Genomic DNA, 20251 nt, shown 5'->3' on the forward strand with positions numbered 1-20251 from the left:
ATCGCCCTACGCTGCGAGAAGACAAAGCGAAACTTTGCTTCCTTCGTCGCGCTCGTCGCAGGCTTCATCTTGGCCAAATCCGTCCACACGGCCTAAGGTCCCGACATTGGTCTTTTCAACCACTTTGCGCTTAAATGACAAAAAACAGTTGAGAATCGCATAGAGGCATATTCCGGCCAAGGATATTAGGGATGAACGAGGTTGTGATCGATAAAACTCTGATCGATATTACGGTCAGCGGCAGTGGCCCCGCTGGCATGATGGCAGCCCTTGCGCTAGCTGCCAAAGGCTATAACATCGTCTTGCTTGGGCCAGAAACAGACCTCAGTGACCGTCGAACTACGGCCCTCATGATGCCTGCTATTCGTTTTCTCCAAAAACTCGATGTTTGGAGCGCTATTGAGCCACACACGGCACCGCTCAGGTCTATGCGGATTATCGACGGGACAGAGCGCTTGATCAGAAGCCCGACGGTAACTTTTCACGCAAGTGAGATCGACGAATTCGCGTTTGGCTACAATATACCCAATGCCACACTCAATCAAAAATTGGTGGACGCCGTCGCCAATAACCCGAATATCTCGCGTATTCTGCTGCCGGCTATCGAATATAGACACAATAGCGATCATGTCACCGCGACGCTATCGAATGGGGAAACTCTTCATACTCGTCTTGTGGTTGCTGCTGACGGACGCAATTCGCCCGCTCGCGAAGCGGCGGGAATTCGTACACGGCGCTGGAGCTACCCACAGACGGCGGTGGTCCTTTCCTTTAAGCACACGCTGGATCACCAGAATATTTCAACCGAATTTCACACCGAAGAGGGACCGTTCACCCAGGTGCCACTCAAAGGCAAGCGCTCTAGCCTTGTCTGGGTTGTAAATCCGAGCCGTGTGGATGATTTGCTGGCTCTTGATGGCGAGCAATTAGCTACTGCGATCGAAACCAAGATGCAGTCTATGCTGGGTAAGCTGACGATTGAAACCCTGCCGCAGGCCTGGCCCTTAACAGGGCTTGTTCCGCATGCATTTGCAGCCAAGCGCACTATATTGATTGGTGAGGCGGCGCATGTGTTTCCGCCAATCGGCGCACAAGGTCTCAATTTAGGAACCCGAGATGTCGAAACGCTGCTTGATGCAATTATGCAAGACAAGCAAGATCCCGGCTCAAATCGTGTGATTAAAGCCTATGACCGGAGTCGGCGTCCCGATATTCTGGCGCGCACTGGTTCGGTTGATGCACTCAACCGCTCGCTTCTCTCGCCAATGCTGCCTGCGCAAATTATGCGTGGGCTGGGCCTTGAAATGCTTCGATCCTTTGCTCCATTACGGGCATTCTTTATGCGAGAAGGTTTGCGTCCCGGCAGCGGATTTACATCCTTATTGCCGTCTCTTCCGTCCTTCACACAACGCAGAGATCGCCTAAACAGAGGCTGAAGCGCACCGAATTAAATCAGCCCAGACCAGCCTTTATTTTGCTGCGTTGTGAGCTACATATGCAGTATGAGCATGGCACAGATAAAACACGCTAAATTCCAGATTGGTCAGGTGGTAAAACACCGCTTGTTTCCATTCAGAGGAATTATATTTGATGTCGACGCGGAGTTTGCAAATACCGAGGAATGGTATCAATCGATTCCCGAAGATAGCCGCCCGCGCCGCGACCAGCCATTTTACCATTTGCTGGCTGAAAACTCTGAATCGGAATATGTCGCCTATGTTTCGGAACAAAATCTTGTTGCCGACTCAAGCGGAGAACCGCTGAGGCATCCGGATATTGAAGGCTTTTTTGAATTGCAAGATGATGGGACTTATCGCGTAAGAGCCCACGCAAATTAACAGTTTACATCAAACTTCATAATCTGCAAAACAGGCAACAAACAGGGCAGAAAAAAGGGCGCTCAACGCGCCCTCTTGAAATAGTCGAACGGGGATCAATTGCCAGTTTTGGCTTTTTCCTGTTCGGCTTTCATTTTTTCCTCAAATTCCTTCTGGCGCTTTTGTACCGCTTCCTGAAGTTCTTTCTGTCGCTCTTCAAGCTCAGATTGCTTCAGGCCAGGACCTTCAAGCGCCTGAGTAAAGCCCGTCAGCGACACCGGAATGGGGTTTTGTGTATTCTGATAATTGACCGATGTCAGCATCAGCTTGCCGCCCTTTTTGAGCGCGTTTACAAGCTCGTCCGTCAATGGCGCTTCAGCGATACAACGATCAGGGAAGCAAATGCCATAATCAAGCTTCGTTGGCTTGTTGCTGTCGATCTGAAGCCCGACACCTGGCGAAATAAGCCGGCCGATTGGTACAGTCACCTGAAAGATTTTGCGGTTAATCTTTCCTTTGATCTCAATGAGATTGACCGCGGTCAAGAGCTGGCCAGAATCAGCAGTGATGATATTCTGCGTGTTGCAGATGTCATTATCTTCCTGCTTTGAGCAAACCTTGAACCAACCTTGCGGTGGCTGCTGCGCCGATGCTGGCATCGTCGCGGAGGCAAGCAAGGCGACCGCGCCAGCAAATGCAGATGCGGCAGCAATTGTCTTCGTGCTGGACATGATCAACAGGTTCCTTTCAACGCTTTGATCTTTTATTCCCGATCTGTGGATGTATCCGCGATCAACCGTCAGTGATAAAAAAATACGGCGACAGCATGACTTCCCGGAATTTCCATCTCTATAACCGCCGTGTTACAACGACTGAGCTTACGAATCCAGATGCCGAATTGATCACTCTTGGTGAATCCATCAAATTTCTTGCCTAAAAACTTTATTATGGCCTCTTTGCCATGTTGTTTATCCTCACATATGTTGAACCACTATGATTTAAACACGAATCGCATTTCCATAGTCATCCATAATCTCACTATTGGGATTAGAGCGGGGATCGAGAATTTTGTTCAGATTGAACGCCGTTAAACGTCGGATAATTTTTGCGGCATGCGTGGCCTTGAATTTAGGTTTCATGCAAAACGCCAGCTTTGCACAAAATCAACGCAGTCTCGCGACACCGACGGATGCATTATCCACCCATGCACTATCCATGCATGGCGATGTCGCCCTATCCGCAGATTTCCCCCATCTTCCTTATGCTAATCCCAACGCACCTAAAGGCGGGTCTCTGACAATCGGCGTTGTGGGCACTTTTGATAGTCTTAATCCCTTTGTGCTTAAAAGCATGCGCACCACTGCACGCGGTTTATTTAGCGATGGCGATTTAGGCAATTTGGTCTATGAAACTTTGATGTTTCGCTCGCGCGACGAGCCTTTCACACTTTACGGTCTATTGGCCGAAAATGTTGCGATTGATCCCGACCGTACTTGGATCGAATTTACTCTCAATCCTCATGCGAAATGGTCTGACGGCCAGCCAGTAACCGTTGAGGACGTTATTTTTACCTATGACATTTTGACCGAAAAAGGCAGGCCTCCCTATAGCAGCCGCATGAGCCGCATAGACCGCATTGAGAAAACGGGTGAGCACTCGGTTCGATTTATATTTAATGATCTAGCCGATCGCGAGTTTCCTCTCTTGCTTGCGGGTTCAATGCCGGTGTTACCAAAACACGCAATTGACCGCGCAAGTTTTGGAAATTCAACTCTTACTCCGCCGGTAGGTAGCGGGCCTTATCTTGTTGACAGGGTCCAGCCGGGAGAAAGGATCGTTTATCGGCGCAACCCTGATTATTGGGGAAAGGATCTTCCCATTCGTCGGGGGTTTGACAATTTCGATAGTCTGACTGTCGAATATTTCCGTAATGAAACCGCTCTTTTTGAATCCTTTAAAAAGGGGCTGCTTGATGTCTTTATTGAAGGCAATCCGACGCGCTGGCAAAAATCTTATAATTTTCCGGCGGTGCAACAAGGTAAGGTCATCAAGGAAGATTTCACTAAAGGAACGCCGGCCAACATGTTCGGCTTCGTATTTAATACGCGGCGCGCTCAATTTGCCGACCAACGGGTAAGGCAGGCTCTCAGCCTATTGTTTGATTTTGAATGGGCCAATCGCAGCCTCTTCGCAGATAGTTATCAGCGCACTGAAAGCTTTTGGCAAGGAGCTGAACTTTCCGCAGTCGGCAAGCCCGCCGATGAACGCGAGCGCGAATTATTGGCAAAGTTTCCAGGTAGCGTCCGAAAAGATGTGATGGATGGCACTTGGCGTCCTGCAAAAACAGATGGCAGCGGGCACGACCGAACCCCAGCCCGCAGCGCTTATGAACTGCTTTCGGAAGCGGGATTTTCGTTTAAGAACGGAAAAGCATATGATTCAAGCGGTGCCCCGTTTCAATTTGAAATCATGACCCGATCTGCGGAAGAAGAGAAAATTGCGCTATTTTACACCCGCAATCTGGCTCGATTAGGCATCGATGTGAGCGTGCGCACCGCAGATGATGCACAATATCAGCAACGTCTTCAAACCTTTGATTATGATATGATTCTGGGATCGTTGAGCGCGTCCCTTTCCCCTGGAAATGAGCAGTGGAATCGCTGGGGCGCGGCATCACGCGACGCTCAGGGAAGCTTTAATTACGCAGGTGTTTCTGAACCCGTTGTCGATGCAATGATTGATGCGATGCTTGACGCAAAAGAGCGCGACGAATTTGTTAGCGCCGTGCGTGCGCTCGACCGCGTTCTGATTTCAGCAGATTATTATATCCCGCTCTATCACTTGCCGCATCAATGGGTAGCACATTGGGATCGAATAGCGCATCCAGACAAGACACCTCTTTACGGATATCAGCTTCCCACCTGGTGGTATCAAGGCGGCTAGGGTTGCCTTCATATTACTCTCTCTACATTTCACATTAAGATCAAAATAGAGCGTAGCTATTCCCACAAAGGCAAGCTACGTGCGCAGCCCAGCGGAGCTAATTCATGACAAATAAAACAATCACGATTGACGTCATTTCGGACGTTGTCTGTCCTTGGTGTTTTGTCGGTCGCAAGCGGTTGCAGCAAGCCCTTTCTATGTTGCCGGACATCGACGCGCGTGTGCAATGGCGTCCTTTCATGCTTGATCCAACCCTGCCACCGCAAGGAAAAGATCGACAATCCTATCTGCGCGAAAAATTTGGTACCGGATCCAAAATTGATGAAATTCACAAACAACTCACGCAGATGGGTGAAGAAAATGATATTTATTTTGACTTCGATGCCATTTCCCGCTCGCCCAATACATTGAATGCGCATCGGGTGATCTATTGGGCCGCGCAGGCCGCTCCCGACGCTCAAGATAAGGTCGTAGGCGAACTTTTCTCTTTTTATTTCGAGCAGGGACTGGATATCGGCAAAGAAGACGTGCTTGTGGACGCCGCAACTCGGGCAGGAATGGAAGGTCCAGTCATTGCGCGGCTTTTACAATCAGACATAGACGCCGATACAATACGGGAGGAAATTGATACCGCCAATCGCATGGGTGTGCGCGGCGTCCCGTGTTTTATTGTTGATCACAAATATGCGCTTATGGGTGCGCAAAATGCAGAAGTGTTGGCAGACGCCATTCGGCAGACTGCGGAAGGTTTTGAGCCGGGAATCACAGAAGATAGATGAGCAGCGCGCATATGCTCGCTCAAACTGAGAATGTGACGCTGGATGGAATCAGCGAAAAGAAGAAATCAACAGGCCCAATCCCGCTAACCAATAATTGTTCGTCAAATTCGGCTATTTTTGCGCCGAATTTGCGCCAAAATGGAACAGAATCTTTTGAATTTTCAGGAATTACCGAAATTTGAAAAGATTTTCTGTTTAGGGCTTGAACTCCGGCGTCAACTGTTCCATATGATAGGTACTTACTGCGGCGTCTCCTCCCATTACGTGCGGTAAGTGTTCCCCTCTGGAGGTTTGCCTAAGGGCACCTTCATAACTTAGCCGGACTTTTAGTCCGGCTCTTTTTTGCCTAAATCTTCCTAATTCTCAAAGAGATGGTGAATGTTTTTCGTCTGCTACCTTAACGCAGGCTTCCCAACTAGCATCCATATTCGCGACTTGCCTGAACATCTGCACGATCAGAAAATCAATGATCAACCGAGGCTCGAATTGGCATGAAAATATTCAAATCTTGCATTAAAAAACGCCGCGAAATCGCGGCGCTTTTCTCGATTTATTGCGCTCAAGCTCAGCCATATGAAGCGACAGGCGGACAAGAGCAGACAAGATTGCGGTCGCCGCCGACATTGTCCACACGGCTCACCGGTGGCCAATATTTTGCTGTCGGGTCGCAATGACCGCCGGGAAATACTGCTTCCTCGCGAGTGTAAGGATGCTCCCATTCACTTGCCAACGTATCCACTGCGGTGTGTGGCGCATTGATCAGCGGATTATCATCAGCTGGCCAAACACCATCCGCTACTTTTTTGGCTTCGTCCGCAATGGCAATCATCGCATCGCAAAACCGATCAATCTCGGCCTTAGGCTCCGATTCGGTAGGCTCGATCATCAGAGTACCCGCAACCGGCCAAGACATGGTCGGCGCATGGAAACCATAATCGATCAGACGCTTGGCAACATCCTCAACACTTATACCTGCTTTGTCTTTAAGAACCCGCGTATCCACAATACACTCATGGGCCACGCGGTCATGCGCGCCAGTGTAAAGCACCGGATACGCGTTTTGCAGACGGTGGGCGATGTAGTTGGCGCTCAGAATGGCGTTTTCGGTTGCCTTTCTCAGCCCTGCACCGCCCATCATACGAATATACATCCATGTGATGACCAAAATCGAGGCGCTGCCAAAAGGTGCAGCCGAAACCGCATGTTTTGAGCCGATTTCCACGTGACCCGGCAGATAGGGCTTGAGATGCTCTGCCACCCCAATTGGACCTACACCCGGTCCACCGCCACCATGTGGAATACAAAAGGTTTTGTGAAGGTTCATATGGCAAACATCAGCGCCCATATCGGCCGGACGCGCCAATCCGACCAGCGCATTGAGATTTGCGCCGTCGAAATAGACCTGACCGCCATTTTCATGAACGATTTCACAAAACGCCCGAATATTTTCCTCAAACACACCATAGGTCGAAGGATAGGTGATCATCAGCGCGGCTAGATTGTCGCGATGTTTTTCTGCCTTAGCTTTGAGATCATCCAGATCAATATCGCCATCTGGACGACAATTGACCACCACAACGCTCATACCCGCCATTGATGCACTGGCGGGATTGGTGCCATGTGCCGAAGACGGAATAAGGCAGATATTGCGATGCCCTTCCCCGCGTGAGCGGTGATAATGACGAATAGCCAAAAGGCCCGCATATTCGCCCTGACTGCCAGCATTTGGCTGCAGCGAAACACCGGCAAACCCGGTTATTTCACAAAGCCATGCTTCCAGTTCCGCAGTCATCTGACGATAGCCGGCACTATGCTGTTCCGGCGCAAAAGGATGCAAATTGGCGACCGTGTTCCAGCTCACCGGCATCATTTCAGCGGCGGCGTTAAGCTTCATCGTGCAGGAGCCAAGCGGGATCATCGCACGATCAAGCGCCAGATCCTTATCGGCCAGACGACGCAGAAAACGCATCATTTCAGTTTCCGACCGGTGGGAATGGAATGCTTCCTGAGTAAGAAAACCTTCGCCGCGCGCTTCACCCTGACCCGGCACCAAAAGCTCAGCTGTTTCTGCCACTTTTGCACCAAACAGGCCCGCAAGCTCAATCAAGTCTGCTGCGGTCGAAGTCTCGTCAAAAGCAATGCCGACCGTATCTGCATCCAGAATACGGATAAGGCGTCCGGTTTTTTCTGCCTCAGCCGCCAAAGTTGCCGCTTTGCCCGGCACTTTGGCAGTAACAGTGTCAAACAGGCTCTCACCAGCAATCTCAATGCCAGCATCTTTTAGCGCTGATGCAAGTCGTGCAGCAAGTCTGGAAATGCGTTTTGCAATTTCCTGCAAGCCAGAAGGTCCGTGCCAGATTGCATAGGCCGCCGCCATATTGGCAAGCAGCGCCTGTGCCGTGCAAATATTGGATGTAGCCTTGTCACGACGAATATGCTGCTCGCGTGTTTGGAGCGCCAAACGATAGGCTTCGCGGCCATGAGCGTCGGTTGAGCGCCCCACAATACGACCGGGAATGATGCGGGTGAGTTGGTCAGACACTGCCAGATAGGCTGCATGCGGGCCACCAAATCCCATCGGAACGCCATAACGCTGCATTGAGCCAACTGCCATATCCGCGCCCCAGTGTGCTGGAGCCTCGGTGATGGTCAGCGCCAGCGGATCCGCAACCGCGATCACCAAAGCGCCCTTTGCCTTTGCATCGGCAATAACAGCGGTAAAATCACCATAAATGCCGCGTGTATCGGGCCAGGGAACTATAATTGCCGCAGTGTTGTCATCGACTTCGCTACCATAGGCGATTTCCCATTCAAGCGGTTCCGCACGGGTATTTACCACATCAATCGTCTGCGGATGCAATTCGCCCGCAAGGAGAATGCGATTGCGCTTATCGCGGTGATGGCGACAGGCCACACCGATAGCCTCAGCCACAGCGGTTGCTTCATCAAGCAGAGATGCACATGCCACCGGCAATCCGGTCAATTCTGTAACAAGCGTTTGGAAATGAAAAAGCATTTCCAGACGCCCTTGACTGATCTCAGATTGATAGGGCGTATAGGCCGTATACCAGGCGGGGTTTTCAAATAAATTTCGCTGGATAACTGGAGGTGTGTGCACACCATGATAGCCAGCGCCGATGAAACTCTTTTTCACCACGTTGCGCGCCATAATGGCGCTGAGTTCTGCAAGAGCATCGGCTTCTGTCAGCGGTGCTGGCAGCTCAAGCGCCCGGTCAAGACGGATTGAAGCTGGCACCGCCTGGGTGATGAGTGTTTCCATGGATGGAATGCCGAGCGCTGCCAACATGGCGCGCTCATCTTCTGCTCTTGGTCCGATATGTCGAGAAACAAAAGGTGAATATTTCGTCATTTAACTATCCTACCAATGCGTCGTAACCGGCTTTGTCCAATAGGCCGGATAGTTGACCTTCATCGCTCAACTTGAGCTTAAACAGCCAGCCTTCGCCTTCAGCAGCCTGATTGATCAGCGACGGGTCACTGGCTACCGCATCATTGACTTCAACAATCTCACCATCAATCGGTGCATAAACGTCGGATGCTGCTTTTACGGATTCAACAACGACAACCGCTTCGCCTTTCGACACGGTGCGACCGACTTCAGGTAATTCGACAAATACGAGATCGCCAAGTTGTTCCTGAGCGTGGACGGTGATGCCAACAGTGGCAACGCCATTTTCATTATTGATCCATTCGTGATCTTCAGTGAACAGAATATGGGCCATGGAAATCATCCTTTGCGATAGCGATGGGGTATAAATGGAAGTGTAACGACATCTACCGGCACTTTATTGCCGCGTATCTCTGCAAAAATGCGTGTGCCCGGGCTGGCGAGCGATTTCTCGACATAGCCCATAGCGACCGGGCAACCAGCGGTTGGACCAAAGCCGCCGGACGTTACAGTGCCAATCTGGTGCCCGTTTTCATCAATCAGCTCGGCGCCAGCGCGAACAGGCTGGCGTCCTTCCGGTTTAAGCCCCACACGCTTGGCCAAAGTGCCATTTGCGATGGCGGCCAAAACGGCTTGAGCACCCTTAAATTCTGCTTTTTCGCGAACCGGCTTTGAAATAACCCAACTAAGCCCGGCTGAAACCGGATCAGTTTCGGGGGTAATATCTTGCCCATGTAAACAAAGGCCAGCTTCAAGGCGCAGACTATCGCGCGCTGCAAGTCCAATCCACGCCACTCGCTCATCAGCCAGCAGCTTTTCAACCAGTTCACGCCCTTCCTCAATAGGAAGACCGATTTCAAACCCATCTTCACCCGTATAGCCCGAGCGGGTCATGAACCAGCCTTCTTTCGGCTCGACCCCAGTCATGAAGGAAAGCTCATCCGCAGGTAGATCCAGATTGGAGACAACCTCTTGCGCCTCGGGCCCTTGAATGGCCAAAAACACTCTTTCAAGCGGTTCAATCTTAACCGTCTTGCCAGAGACCGCTTCATTTAAATGCTCAATATCGGCATCCACATTCCCGGCATTGGCCACAATTATAAAACGATCATCGCCTAAGCGTGTGACGATAATATCGTCCAGAATTCCACCAGAATCGCTTAGAAAAAAAGTATATTTCGATTGGCCGTTTTTGAGGACACTCGGATCAAGCGGGCAAAGCTGCGCCAGCAGGGTGATGGCATCAGGGCCCGAAATCTCAATCAGTTTCATATGGGAAATGTCGAATAGGCCAACATGCTCACGCGTGTGAAGATGCTCCTTCATCACACCAAGCGGATAGGTGATTGGCATATTCCAGCCAGCAAAAGCCCCGAAGCGGGCTTTGGCAGCTTCATGAAAATCCTGCAAAGGCAGGGTTTTAAGTTCTTGGGTATCGCCCATAACAACTCCAGAGTCGCACGTATGCCTTCCGCGGGATGCGGCTGCTTCGTGCCCCTCTGTCTTAAGCCTGAGAGACTCGCATGGCTGTAATAATGAGTCGCTGACAGTCACAACTGCCGGACAGCTTATAAAGCCACACTTACACCTTCGGCGCAGGGTTTCCCCCGACTTTCCAGAGTTGTCTTGCCTGCCTGCGGTTCCATTTACCTGAGAGATTTCGGGCGATTTCCCCTTCGGTGGCTGATATAAACCAGCTCTCTCCCGCAGAACGGCGGCGTAAAATAACGACTATTCCACGCCCGACAATTAACTCTTTAACCCAATCGGGCTTAAGTGTCATGTCTAATTGTTGGAATAAGCCGATAAACCACCAGGGCTTTGCGACAAATAGTAGGGATTATGCATAAAGAGCGTCAGCAAAAAGATTTTGCTGACCGCAAAATGCGCGATTCAATCTCTCAAACAGAATAGACGTTGAGATAGAAAAAGCGGGTTCCCCCAATTGATCAGTCAATTGTGATGGCATGATGGCAGATTTGAGCAAAAGCCGTGCAATTAACAGGCGTTAGCGCAAGGCAGCTATGCATTAATAGGCCTCCAATTCAGCGTTGGCCGGACCTATATGCTGTATGCAACAAGAGATTAAATTTCTGGTGAGAGAAATGAACCTTATCCGCTCATATAATAATTGGCGCCGTTACCGCAACACTGTAAACGAACTGAGCCGTTTGAGCCCGCGTGAACTGAATGACCTGGGCATTATGCCTTCGGAAATTCCTTTCGTCGCTCGCAAGGCTGCATCCCGCTAATTTCGCTGGCCACATGGCACGCTATGTGGCCCGCTATCAAGATCACTCTGTAACCCACCCGCCTCACGTGTTCTATGTGATCTTCAATAATTTCAGTTTCGCCAGGGTCCTCCTCCCATATCCTGGTGATTAAAGACCGGACCCCCGTCCTCCCAATCCGGTCTTACCGATAGACCCCCATTGCCCCTCCCGCGATGGGGGTTTTATCTTTGCAGACTATTAACGCGCTGCCACCACTTCTATCTCGACTTTAAATTCCTCACGCGTAAAACCCGATACGATCATCAAAGTCGAAGCGGGTGCAGGCTGCGGAAACAATCGATCCCGCACATCCATATAGGGACGCATGTAACTGCGGTCGGTTACATAGGCATTAATGCGCACGACATCCGATAATTCCATCCCGCCATCACGCAAGATGCGTCGGATATTATCAAAACAGAGTTCCGCCTGCGCGCCTGCATCTTCAGGCACAGACGCGTCGGGCGCAATTCCCAATTGCCCAGAGCAAAAGATTACGTCCGCTCCAGCTTTGATCTTTACGCCATGACTATAAGCGGCAAAAGGAGCCGCCATGTCTTGTGGCAGAAGATGTTTTAAAACCATCATAGCCTCACTTTTTTGAAGCGCTTATCAACAATTCTTTCAGTCGCGCAGTCCCGGCTGCAATATCATCTTCTGTCGGGCTGATTCCTGCGGCAAGAAGCCTACGCGCAATCATGTGATCCGCCGGGCGATTGATTGAATCAACCGCGATCAGGCGATCACCGATAAAATGAAACACCGAGAAGGAATTTTCCTCTGGTTTGCCAGCAAGAATATGCCGGTCTGCATCAAATGACAGGCCAGCTGTCTGGAGTTTCATATCGCCCTGATCCGACCAGAACCAAGCGATTTCACGGAAAGGTGCCGCACGACCGACAATGATACGCGCCACATGCTTGGCTTGATCGGTCGCATTTTGAACCGATTCCAACCTCACCCGCCGTCTTGCTTGAAAATGCTCATAGCTGACACAATCGCCAATGGCGTAGACATTGTCAGCATTTGTTCGCAAATGATCATCAACAACAATGCCATTGTCGATCATCAACCCCGCGTCTTGCGCAAGCTCTACATTGGGCACTGCACCGGTCCCAATCACAACCATATCAGCCTTATGGATTGAGCCATCGGCGGCTCTAACCGCTGCGACAACGCCGTGCTCCCCTTCTATGGCGGCAACGCCCATTCCGGTAAGAACTGCAATATTTGAGGCCCGGCTGCGATTTTCCACATGCCAAGAAATATGTGTCGCCACTGAGCGGCCAAGCACCCGCGGCGCGGCTTCAATCAGGACCGTATTTTTACCCAGACCAACCGCACTATGCGCCATTTCAAGGCCAATAAAGCCGCCGCCGATTATAACAACATCCTTAACACGCGGCATGATTTCGGCAATGCGGCGAGCATCCTGCATGCGACGCAACGTATAGACGCCATTAAGATCCACACCGGGAATATCTGGAATACGTGCTCGCGCGCCGGTGGCAAAGATCAACTGAGACCATCTCAGACTGTGGCCATCTTGGAGAGTGACAGTTTTATCTTGGATTGAAACGGCAGAAACCCGGCATTCCAACAGCAATTCAATATTATTGTCCCTGTAGCTGGCCTCGGGACGCAGAACCAGACCACCAGTTTCCGGAGCTTTGAGATAGGATTTAGAAAGCGGAGGCTTATGATAAGGAAGATCAGGCTCATCATTGATTAATACAATCTCACCTGCATATCCCTCTTGTCTCAAGCTGATTGCAGCCTGCGAACCTGCATGGCCCGCGCCTATGATAATGCATCTGTCGTCCATAGGACCTCCGGAAGTTGCGCCGACTAGCTGCGAATGCCGTCCGTGTCCATTTCGCCACGGATTCACACCTTAATTGCACGCAACTTTTAATTTTTAAACATTTAGTTTGACCGATCGGTCAGATTGGTTAGTAAGATTAGCGCTTATTAAAGCAGTAGGCCCCCGGAGCGCAATCTTGAAAAGATATTGGTCAGAATACACCAGCGAAGCATTTTCGCGGCTGGAACGCGATAAAATCGTGGCAGTGCTGCCAGTTGGCGCGATTGAACAGCATGGTCCCCACCTACCTCTTGCAGTCGATGCAGCGGTCATTGATGGTATGGTGAAAGAAGTTGCGGCTCGCCTACCCGAATCAAGCAATGTGTTATTTTTGCCCAGCCAGGCCATTGGCAAAAGCAATGAACATAATCGCTATCCCGGCACTTTAACATTTTCTGCTGAAACGCTCATTCGCATGTGGTGCGAGATTGGCGCCTGCGTGGCAGCCAGCGGTGTGCGCAAAATGGTACTGTTTAACAGTCATGGCGGCCAGATCACCATAATGGATATTGTAGCCCGCGAGCTGCGCGCAAATCACAATATGCAAGTGTTTAGCCTTAACTGGTTTGGGCTGGGATTGCCCGAGGGTGTCTACACCGATCATGAGCTAAAACATGGCATTCATGCAGGCGATATGGAAACATCGGTAATGCTTGAAATGCATCCTGACCTTGTCGACATGTCAAAAGCTCAGGACTTCAAAACGCTCACAGAAGTTTTTGAAAAAGATTACAAACATCTTTCCTTGGGCGGCGGTGCAAAGCCTGCCTGGCAAATGCATGACATTAATCCGCATGGCGCTGCGGGAAATGCATCAATAGCGACAGCCGAAAAGGGTCGTCGAACCATCGACTTTTGTGCAGATCGTCTGGTGGAAGCGCTAGCTGAAATTGAGCGGGCTCCCCTATCCTGGCTCGAAAACAATCCCGCTTGGTAAGGAAGATGAGCGTGGCCCCTAATTTGCATCCATCCTCACTGATCGAAATTAATAGTGTCTATAAACAATATGGCACCGGGGTGATCGCGGTCAGCGATATGTCACTCAAAATCGAACAAGGTCAGTTTGTTAGCTTTCTCGGGCCTTCCGGCTGCGGAAAAAGCACAGCGCTGCGCATGATCGCCGGGCTTGAATCTGTCTCAGCTGGCAGCATAGAAGTTAATGGTCATGCCCCAGGCAAGGGGACCATGAATGCCCAAGAAATTGGTTTTGTGTTTCAAGAACCGACCTTGATGCCGTGGGCAAGCGTTTTTGACAATGTCTATCTTCCGCTTCGGCTATCGGGAATTTCGCGCAAAGATGCACGTCCGCGGGTGGAAGAAGTATTGGCGCAGGTAGGTTTGACCCGTTTTGCCAATTCATACCCGCGTGAGCTTTCCGGTGGAATGAAGATGCGCGTTTCTATCGCCCGCGCCTTGGTGACAAAACCAAGTCTGCTGCTGATGGATGAACCCTTTGCAGCGCTTGACGAAATGACGCGTTTTAAGCTGAACAATGATGTGCTGCGCCTATGGGAAGAGCATGGGCTAACGGTCGTTTTCGTTACGCATAGCGTTTATGAATCCGTCTATCTTTCCAATCGCGTTATCGTGATGGCAGCGCGCCCCGGGCGAGTTGTGGCGGATATTCCCATTATCGGCAACTATCCCCGCGCTGAAAATTACCGCACCACTGAAGCCTATGCCAATTATTGCGCAAAAGTCTCCGACGCTTTGTCGGCTACACTCTCTTCCGAAGACATAGATCATTGAGGGCAGAACAATGACTGATATTCACAATGAGCTGCCTACCCTCAATTCTCAGCAAGATCGTCTTGCCCGACGCGAACGCCGCCTGCGTATAATCATGCCGCTACTGGCTATTGGGATTGTACTGGCGCTGTGGGAAGGGCTGGTCATCTATTATGAAGTGCCGCACTATCTGATCCCGGCCCCGTCGCTGATTGCTGAAACCCTGATCAAAGACGGTCCATCCCTTATGACCTCGATGGGTTTCACTGTTAAGCTGACTCTGATTTCCCTGCTTTGTGCGATTATTGGCGGTGTTGCGCTTGGAATGGTCTTTGCCCTTTCGCGTCCTTTGGAAATGGCCTTTTTTCCGTTTGCCGTCATTTTGCAAGTCACGCCTATCATTGCCATTGCCCCACTTATTTTGATCTATGTGCGCGATACTTTCACGGCTTTGCTTATCTGCGCCTGGATTGTCGCTTTCTTTCCAATTCTTTCCAATACGGTGATAGGGCTACGCAGTGCAGACCATAATCTGCGTGATTTGTTCAAACTTTATGGCGCAACCCCATGGCAGCGTCTGCGATATCTGCTTGCGCCCAGTGCCCTGCCCTATTTTATGGCAGCGCTCAAAATCGCTGGCGGCCTATCATTGATCGGTGCAGTTGTTGCAGAATTCGTGGCCGGCAGCGCTGGGCAGAATACAGGCCTAGCTTCGCGCATTCTGGAATCGAGCTTCCGCAATGAAATTCCCCGCATGTTCGCCGCGCTGATACTCGTTTCGCTCTTGGGAATTGCTATTTTCTTGGCAACGAGCTGGCTTTCGCGCATCGTTCTAGGCCATTGGCATGAAAGCGAAATACGTCGTGATCAATAAGATGCTGAAAGCTGTTGCAATAGCCGGACTTGAAGGCAGCTACGATATTTCCCTTGAAGGAGAGCGGATTTCTGCACTCACACCTAGCAATGCGAGAGGTGGCGGCATTATCACGCCTTTGTTCGCTGATATTCATGTGCATCTCGATAAAACCTATACATTTCCACGGATCGCGGCCAAAGGCCCGGCCAAGGTCGAATGCCTGTTTGATGCTATTGATCTGATGAGCACGGATCGTGAGCATTGGAGTGCCGATGATATTCGCGCCCGCGCCACCCGTGGCTTAGAAGCCGCATTTGCTCAAGGGGTTGTCGCAATTCGCACCCATGTGGACTGGACAGAACCCGGCATTCCCACTGCCTGGCCAGTGATGGTGGATTTGCGAAAAGAGTGGAAAGACCGGATCGATCTGCAACTTGCAGCGCTCATCCATGGCGATATTGTGCTTGATGCAGGCAATTCTATTGCCAGCCGCGTTGCGCAAGATGGCGGTGTTCTTGGTGCATTTTTCTACCGCAATGCGGATCTTTGCGCCAAGATTGAAAAAATGTTCCGCCTTGCGGTCGAACATGATCTTGATCTGGATTTTCATGTTGATGAAGGGCTGGATATTGAAGCAGATGGTTTTTCGCTGATCGTTGCCGCCACTAAAAAATTCAAAATGAATGGGCGCGTTCTATGCGGTCATGCCTGTTCCTTGTCGCTGCGTGAAGCGGATGAATTGCATCGCATTTTAAATAATGCCGCTGAGGCTGGCGTGGCATTGGTTTCACTCCCGACAACAAATCTTTATCTTCAGGATCGACTGGGCGGAAAATCACCAAATTTGCGCGGTGTTGCGCCGCTTAAAGAAGCACGCCGTGCTGGTATGGAGGTTATGATTGCCTCTGATAATGTAGGCGATGCATTTTACCCTTATGGCGACTATGATCCTTTGGGGATTCTGCGCCTTGCAGCACCTGCTTGCCATCTGGAGCCCAATGAATGGCTTGATAGCATCACGACCATTCCCGCCCGCCTTCTAAAAACAAAACGAATACACATGCCGCAGCCTGGCGCCGCTGCTGATTTTATCTGGCATGATGCCGAAAACCTAACCGACCTAATCAGCCGTCCGCAGGCCCGACGCATTATCTGGCGTAAGGGACTGCCTTCGGGCGACCATAACGGGAGTTAACCCATGAACCCTGTCGTTCCTCCACGCATTTATGACTGGACCGCCTTCCGCGCCGAGATTGACGGCATTCGGGTTTATGATGACCCCAAGCAGGTGGAATTACGCTCGCGTGATTACTTCTGGTACAGCCCCATTCTGACCGAAGATATCGGCCATTATGTTGGGGATCTTGTCGTCATTCCCAAAGATCAGGAAGAAGTAAAACGGATCGCCGCTGCAGCGGCAAAACTGCGCATCCCCATCACTGTGCGCGGGGGCGGCACAGGAAATTATGGCCAATGCGTTCCGCTTGAAGGCGGCATTATCCTTGATATGACCAAGCTGGATCGCATCATTTCCATAGAGCCTGGCAAAGTTCGTGTGGAAGGTGGTGCACGCATTTCCCGCCTTGATGATGCGGCGCGTGAAACCGGTCAGGAATTGATGATGTATCCATCGACCCGCCGCATCGCCACAATTGGCGGGTTTTTCTCGGGCGGTTCGGGAGGCATTGGCTCACTTCGACACGGAATGCTGCGCGATGATGGCAATGTGTTTTCGGTAAAAGTTCTTACGGTGGAACCGGAACCCAAAATCATCGAATTGACCGGCCGTGATATTCATAAAGTTCAGCACGCTTATGGAACCAATGGTATCATTCTTGAGCTTGAACTCGGTCTTACCAAAGCAACGGACTGGATACATACTGCTGCATTATTCGATAGTTATGAGGCAACGCTAAAATTCTGCCTTAACGCGCTCGAAGAAAAGCTAGATTGCTATTTGCTAACGACAGTTGATCGGCGTTTTGCACGCTTTTACACCAAGTTTGGCGATCTATTCCCATCCGATAAAGATGCAGTTTTCGCTATGATTGCGCCTGAAGAACGGGAGCGCTTTGCAGCGCTTGCTGCTGAATTTTCCGGCAAAATATCTTTCTCTATGACCCTTGAAGAGCTGCAAAAAGAAGGTCTGCAACCCGCATATGAATGCGGTTGGAACCACACAACACTTCAAGCGCTAAAAGCCGAAGAAGGTTGGACTTATCTTCAAGTGGCCTATCCTCGCCCGTTCGACCCCGCCCTTGTGATGCGTCAAATCGAGCGCTATGGCGACACCCAATATATGCATCACGAAATGGCCCGCCTTGAAGGTGAATTGCAAATTTTTGGCCTTCCGCTTGTGCGCTTTCAGGGCCGAGATGCCATGTATCGCTTGATTGAAGAACTCGAACAAGTCGATGGCTGCGATATTTATGACCCTCACGCCTATACTATCGAAGATGGCGGGATGAAGGAAATCGATAGCGCTCAGATTGAATTCAAAAAACTTGCCGATCCATATGGTCTTCTTAACCCGGGCAAAACCCGCGGCTGGACCGCCGATATGGCTTTAACTAATTAAACCCAGGGGAACGAAAGATGAAAAAGACACTTGCAATCGCTCTTGCAGCTTTGTCACTCGGCTTTTCGGCACAAATCGCCTATGCGTTGGATAAGGTAACGCTGGGCACCAATTGGCTGGCGCAGGCTGGTCATGGCGGTTTTTATCAGGCTGTCGCTGATGGAACCTATGAAAAATATGGTCTCGATGTGACCATTGAAATGGGTGGGCCTCAGGTAAATAACCGCCCCATGCTCGCAGCTGGACGGCTTGATTTTCTTTTAACCGGCAATCTTTTGCTCTCTTTCAACAATGTGACAAACAATGTGCCAACCACTGTCATTGCAGCCTTCTATCAGAAGGACCCGCAAGCAATTATGGCCCATGAAGGTGAGTATAAGGATTTCCAAGACCTCACCAATGCGGAAACGATCCTGATTTCCAAAGACGGTCAGTTCTCTTTCTGGCCATGGATGGTAAAAGAATTCGGCTTTAAAGATGAGCAGTTACGCCCATATGGCTACAGCCTCGCGCAATTCTTGAGTGATAGAAAAGTTGCCCAGCAGGCCTATGCAACTGCTGAGCCGCTTTATGCCGAAAAGGAAGGTGCCAAAGTCACCACATTCCTTCTCGCAGACCAAGGCTATAATGGCTATTCCAACACGATCGAAACTCGGACCGAATTGGTTGAAAACAATCCCGATCTGGTTCAGCGTTTCGTTGATGCCTCGATCGAAGGCTGGAACAATTTTCTTTACGGTGACCGCAGCAAGGCCTATGAGCTGATCCTCAAGGATAATGCCGATATGACGGCCAAAACGCTTGATGCCGAACTTGCACGATTGAAAGAGCTTGAAGTTATCGACAGCGGCCAGACGCTTGAAAAGGGCATTGGCGCGATTGATATGGAACGCGTCAAACAATTCTACGAATTGGCCCGTAAAGCTGACATTATCAGTGGTGACGATCTGGACATGAACAAGGTTGCCACGGACGCTTTTGTTAATAAAGGCGTCGGTCTCGACATCAAGGCGAAACTCTCTCAATAAAGGAGAGATCGGTAGCAAACCATAATGTCAAACGGCATGAAAAATAACGAAATTGGCGCTCGGGATAAGGTTCTCGAGCGTCGCCGCCGTATTATGGATTCCATCCGTGCGGCAGCAATTGACGAATTTGCTGAAAAAGGTCTTGCGGGTGCATCCACACAGAGCATTGCGCAACGCGCGGGCCTCACCAAACCGCAATTGCATTATTATATCACCAGCAAAGAACAGCTCTATGAAGATATACTCCTGCTCATACTCTATGAATGGGAAGATATTTTCTTAGGCGCTTCCGTTGAAAATGATCCGGCTAGCGTAATCCGGCATTATATTCGTCGCAAACTTGAATATAGCCAAAAAAATCCGAAGGCTTCACGTCTTTTCACCACTGAAATTGCTAATGGTGCGCCATTTTTAAGCCGCCACTGGGCGAAGCATGTTTCAGCAACTGATAATGCGGTAAAACTCATACAGACATGGGTGGATGAAGGCCGGATCAAACCGGTTGATCCATTGCTGTTTCAGATGCATATTTGGGCGGTGACCCAACATTATGCCGACTTTGAAGCGCAGGTCCGCAGCATGATGAAACTTGGTCCCAATGACCCTCTTGATCTCGAGCGCATAGAAAAAGAAGTCAGTGCACTTTTCCTTCGCGCTTGTGGGCTTGAGTTGTAAAAACGCTATACTGTTTCCTACTCAACAATCGACGTCAAATAAGTTTTCGGTTGTGTAATCCTATTGCATTTATACTAAAAATTGCGTTAGAGTTAAGCTAGATTAAAGTATAGGACAATGCATCGACCACCGTTGGCGGGGACGATGCACTTAGGAGGCAGGTTCTTTGGGGGAGGAGCCTGCCTCCAAATGATTTAATATTTCCAGAGCAGATTAATTAGAATAATATTTCAATCTTTTGAAGTAGTTATCAAGCTCGTCACCATCTTTCGTTAAAAAGATAAGACGGCTAGATAAAGAT

General features: G+C 50.2%; 19 protein-coding genes and 1 riboswitch. Of the genes, 12 read left to right on the plus strand and 7 right to left on the minus strand.

Going from position 1 to position 20251, the window contains the following annotated elements; genetic code table 11:
- Nucleotides 1–191: 191 nt before the first annotated feature.
- Together C7374_RS14000 and hspQ are read left to right on the plus strand one after the other, a co-directional pair.
- Nucleotides 192–1436: a UbiH/UbiF family hydroxylase gene (locus C7374_RS14000; protein ID WP_111576245.1), complete on the plus strand. Its 1245-nt coding sequence runs from the start codon at nt 192–194 to the stop codon at nt 1434–1436.
- A gap of 66 nt (nt 1437–1502) precedes the next feature.
- Nucleotides 1503–1838: a heat shock protein HspQ gene (hspQ, locus tag C7374_RS14005; protein ID WP_111576246.1), complete on the plus strand. Its 336-nt coding sequence runs from the start codon at nt 1503–1505 to the stop codon at nt 1836–1838.
- Between the two features lie 95 nt (nt 1839–1933).
- Here the strand turns inward: hspQ and C7374_RS14010 are convergent, their stop codons facing one another.
- Together C7374_RS14010 and C7374_RS16290 are read right to left on the minus strand one after the other, a co-directional pair.
- Nucleotides 1934–2548 (minus strand): invasion associated locus B family protein, encoded by a 615-nt coding sequence (locus tag C7374_RS14010; RefSeq protein ID WP_111576247.1) that lies wholly within the window; start codon nt 2546–2548, stop codon nt 1934–1936.
- A 267-nt stretch (nt 2549–2815) separates the two neighbouring features.
- Nucleotides 2816–2956 (minus strand): hypothetical protein, encoded by a 141-nt coding sequence (locus C7374_RS16290; protein WP_210205143.1) that lies wholly within the window; start codon nt 2954–2956, stop codon nt 2816–2818.
- A gap of 76 nt (nt 2957–3032) precedes the next feature.
- Between C7374_RS16290 and C7374_RS14015 the strand changes: the two genes are divergently transcribed.
- Entirely contained in the window at nt 3033–4760 is a 1728-nt protein-coding gene (locus tag C7374_RS14015; RefSeq protein WP_342634731.1) for an extracellular solute-binding protein, read from the plus strand.
- 104 nt (nt 4761–4864) lie between these two features.
- A complete protein-coding gene (locus C7374_RS14020) occupies nt 4865–5539 on the plus strand; it encodes a DsbA family oxidoreductase (RefSeq protein WP_111576249.1) in 675 nt (224 codons plus the stop codon).
- A 565-nt stretch (nt 5540–6104) separates the two neighbouring features.
- Here the strand turns inward: C7374_RS14020 and gcvP are convergent.
- The 3 genes from gcvP to gcvT are packed head-to-tail and all read right to left on the minus strand — an operon-like array spanning nt 6105 to nt 10391.
- Nucleotides 6105–8909: an aminomethyl-transferring glycine dehydrogenase gene (gcvP, locus tag C7374_RS14030; RefSeq protein ID WP_111576251.1), complete on the minus strand. Its 2805-nt coding sequence runs from the start codon at nt 8907–8909 to the stop codon at nt 6105–6107.
- Nucleotides 8910–8913: 4 nt separating this feature from the next.
- Nucleotides 8914–9282 (minus strand): glycine cleavage system protein GcvH, encoded by a 369-nt coding sequence (gene gcvH / locus C7374_RS14035; RefSeq protein WP_111576252.1) that lies wholly within the window; start codon nt 9280–9282, stop codon nt 8914–8916.
- Between the two features lie 5 nt (nt 9283–9287).
- Entirely contained in the window at nt 9288–10391 is a 1104-nt protein-coding gene (gene gcvT / locus C7374_RS14040) for a glycine cleavage system aminomethyltransferase GcvT (RefSeq protein WP_111576253.1), read from the minus strand.
- A 184-nt stretch (nt 10392–10575) separates the two neighbouring features.
- Nucleotides 10576–10665: riboswitch (glycine riboswitch) on the minus strand.
- 388 nt (nt 10666–11053) lie between these two features.
- Here gcvT and C7374_RS14045 point away from each other — a divergent pair.
- Entirely contained in the window at nt 11054–11200 is a 147-nt protein-coding gene (locus tag C7374_RS14045; protein WP_111576254.1) for a DUF1127 domain-containing protein, read from the plus strand.
- A gap of 219 nt (nt 11201–11419) precedes the next feature.
- On the opposite strand, the gene C7374_RS14050 is transcribed toward C7374_RS14045, so the two are convergent.
- A complete protein-coding gene (locus C7374_RS14050) occupies nt 11420–11809 on the minus strand; it encodes a RidA family protein (RefSeq protein WP_111576255.1) in 390 nt (129 codons plus the stop codon).
- A gap of 4 nt (nt 11810–11813) precedes the next feature.
- The gene (locus C7374_RS14055; RefSeq protein ID WP_111576256.1) at nt 11814–13046 is read right to left on the minus strand and encodes an NAD(P)/FAD-dependent oxidoreductase; all 1233 of its coding nucleotides are present in this window, start codon (nt 13044–13046) and stop codon (nt 11814–11816) included.
- A 175-nt stretch (nt 13047–13221) separates the two neighbouring features.
- Here C7374_RS14055 and C7374_RS14060 point away from each other — a divergent pair, with 175 nt between their 5' ends.
- Genes C7374_RS14060 through C7374_RS14090 form a run of 7 tightly spaced genes read left to right on the plus strand, consistent with a single transcriptional unit; the run spans nt 13222 to nt 19950 of the window.
- The gene (locus C7374_RS14060; RefSeq protein ID WP_111576257.1) at nt 13222–14022 is read left to right on the plus strand and encodes a creatininase family protein; all 801 of its coding nucleotides are present in this window, start codon (nt 13222–13224) and stop codon (nt 14020–14022) included.
- Between the two features lie 5 nt (nt 14023–14027).
- Nucleotides 14028–14834, plus strand: coding sequence for an ABC transporter ATP-binding protein (locus C7374_RS14065; RefSeq protein ID WP_111576258.1), 807 nt, complete (start codon nt 14028–14030; stop codon nt 14832–14834).
- 10 nt (nt 14835–14844) lie between these two features.
- Nucleotides 14845–15687: an ABC transporter permease gene (locus tag C7374_RS14070; protein ID WP_210205144.1), complete on the plus strand. Its 843-nt coding sequence runs from the start codon at nt 14845–14847 to the stop codon at nt 15685–15687.
- A complete protein-coding gene (locus C7374_RS14075) occupies nt 15659–16864 on the plus strand; it encodes an amidohydrolase family protein (RefSeq protein ID WP_245412681.1) in 1206 nt (401 codons plus the stop codon). Before C7374_RS14070 ends, C7374_RS14075 begins: the two co-directional genes overlap by 29 nt.
- Before the next feature lie 3 nt (nt 16865–16867).
- The gene (locus C7374_RS14080) at nt 16868–18247 is read left to right on the plus strand and encodes an FAD-binding oxidoreductase (RefSeq protein WP_111576260.1); all 1380 of its coding nucleotides are present in this window, start codon (nt 16868–16870) and stop codon (nt 18245–18247) included.
- A gap of 17 nt (nt 18248–18264) precedes the next feature.
- Entirely contained in the window at nt 18265–19275 is a 1011-nt protein-coding gene (locus C7374_RS14085; protein WP_111576261.1) for an ABC transporter substrate-binding protein, read from the plus strand.
- A gap of 36 nt (nt 19276–19311) precedes the next feature.
- Complete coding sequence (locus C7374_RS14090; RefSeq protein ID WP_245412682.1) at nt 19312–19950, plus strand: TetR family transcriptional regulator C-terminal domain-containing protein; 639 nt, start codon at nt 19312–19314, stop codon at nt 19948–19950.
- Nucleotides 19951–20251 lie beyond the last annotated feature (301 nt).

Source organism: Falsochrobactrum ovis, assembly GCF_003259955.1.
GTDB lineage: Bacteria > Pseudomonadota > Alphaproteobacteria > Rhizobiales > Rhizobiaceae > Brucella > Brucella ovis_A.

Coding starts and splice junctions, on each gene's coding strand:
- gcvT (WP_111576253.1), bottom strand. CDS start 10,391: ATGGGCGATACCCAAGAACTTAAAACCCTGCCTTTGCAGGATTTTCAT.
- C7374_RS14050 (WP_111576255.1), bottom strand. CDS start 11,809: ATGATGGTTTTAAAACATCTTCTGCCACAAGACATGGCGGCTCCTTTT.
- C7374_RS16290 (WP_210205143.1), bottom strand. CDS start 2,956: ATGAAACCTAAATTCAAGGCCACGCATGCCGCAAAAATTATCCGACGT.
- C7374_RS14065 (WP_111576258.1), top strand. CDS start 14,028: ATGAGCGTGGCCCCTAATTTGCATCCATCCTCACTGATCGAAATTAAT.
- hspQ (WP_111576246.1), top strand. CDS start 1,503: ATGAGCATGGCACAGATAAAACACGCTAAATTCCAGATTGGTCAGGTG.
- C7374_RS14045 (WP_111576254.1), top strand. CDS start 11,054: ATGAACCTTATCCGCTCATATAATAATTGGCGCCGTTACCGCAACACT.
- C7374_RS14020 (WP_111576249.1), top strand. CDS start 4,865: ATGACAAATAAAACAATCACGATTGACGTCATTTCGGACGTTGTCTGT.
- C7374_RS14090 (WP_245412682.1), top strand. CDS start 19,312: ATGAAAAATAACGAAATTGGCGCTCGGGATAAGGTTCTCGAGCGTCGC.
- C7374_RS14085 (WP_111576261.1), top strand. CDS start 18,265: ATGAAAAAGACACTTGCAATCGCTCTTGCAGCTTTGTCACTCGGCTTT.
- C7374_RS14010 (WP_111576247.1), bottom strand. CDS start 2,548: ATGTCCAGCACGAAGACAATTGCTGCCGCATCTGCATTTGCTGGCGCG.
- C7374_RS14080 (WP_111576260.1), top strand. CDS start 16,868: ATGAACCCTGTCGTTCCTCCACGCATTTATGACTGGACCGCCTTCCGC.
- C7374_RS14055 (WP_111576256.1), bottom strand. CDS start 13,046: ATGGACGACAGATGCATTATCATAGGCGCGGGCCATGCAGGTTCGCAG.
- C7374_RS14075 (WP_245412681.1), top strand. CDS start 15,659: ATGAAAGCGAAATACGTCGTGATCAATAAGATGCTGAAAGCTGTTGCA.
- C7374_RS14015 (WP_342634731.1), top strand. CDS start 3,033: ATGCATGGCGATGTCGCCCTATCCGCAGATTTCCCCCATCTTCCTTAT.
- gcvP (WP_111576251.1), bottom strand. CDS start 8,909: ATGACGAAATATTCACCTTTTGTTTCTCGACATATCGGACCAAGAGCA.
- gcvH (WP_111576252.1), bottom strand. CDS start 9,282: ATGGCCCATATTCTGTTCACTGAAGATCACGAATGGATCAATAATGAA.
- C7374_RS14000 (WP_111576245.1), top strand. CDS start 192: ATGAACGAGGTTGTGATCGATAAAACTCTGATCGATATTACGGTCAGC.
- C7374_RS14070 (WP_210205144.1), top strand. CDS start 14,845: ATGACTGATATTCACAATGAGCTGCCTACCCTCAATTCTCAGCAAGAT.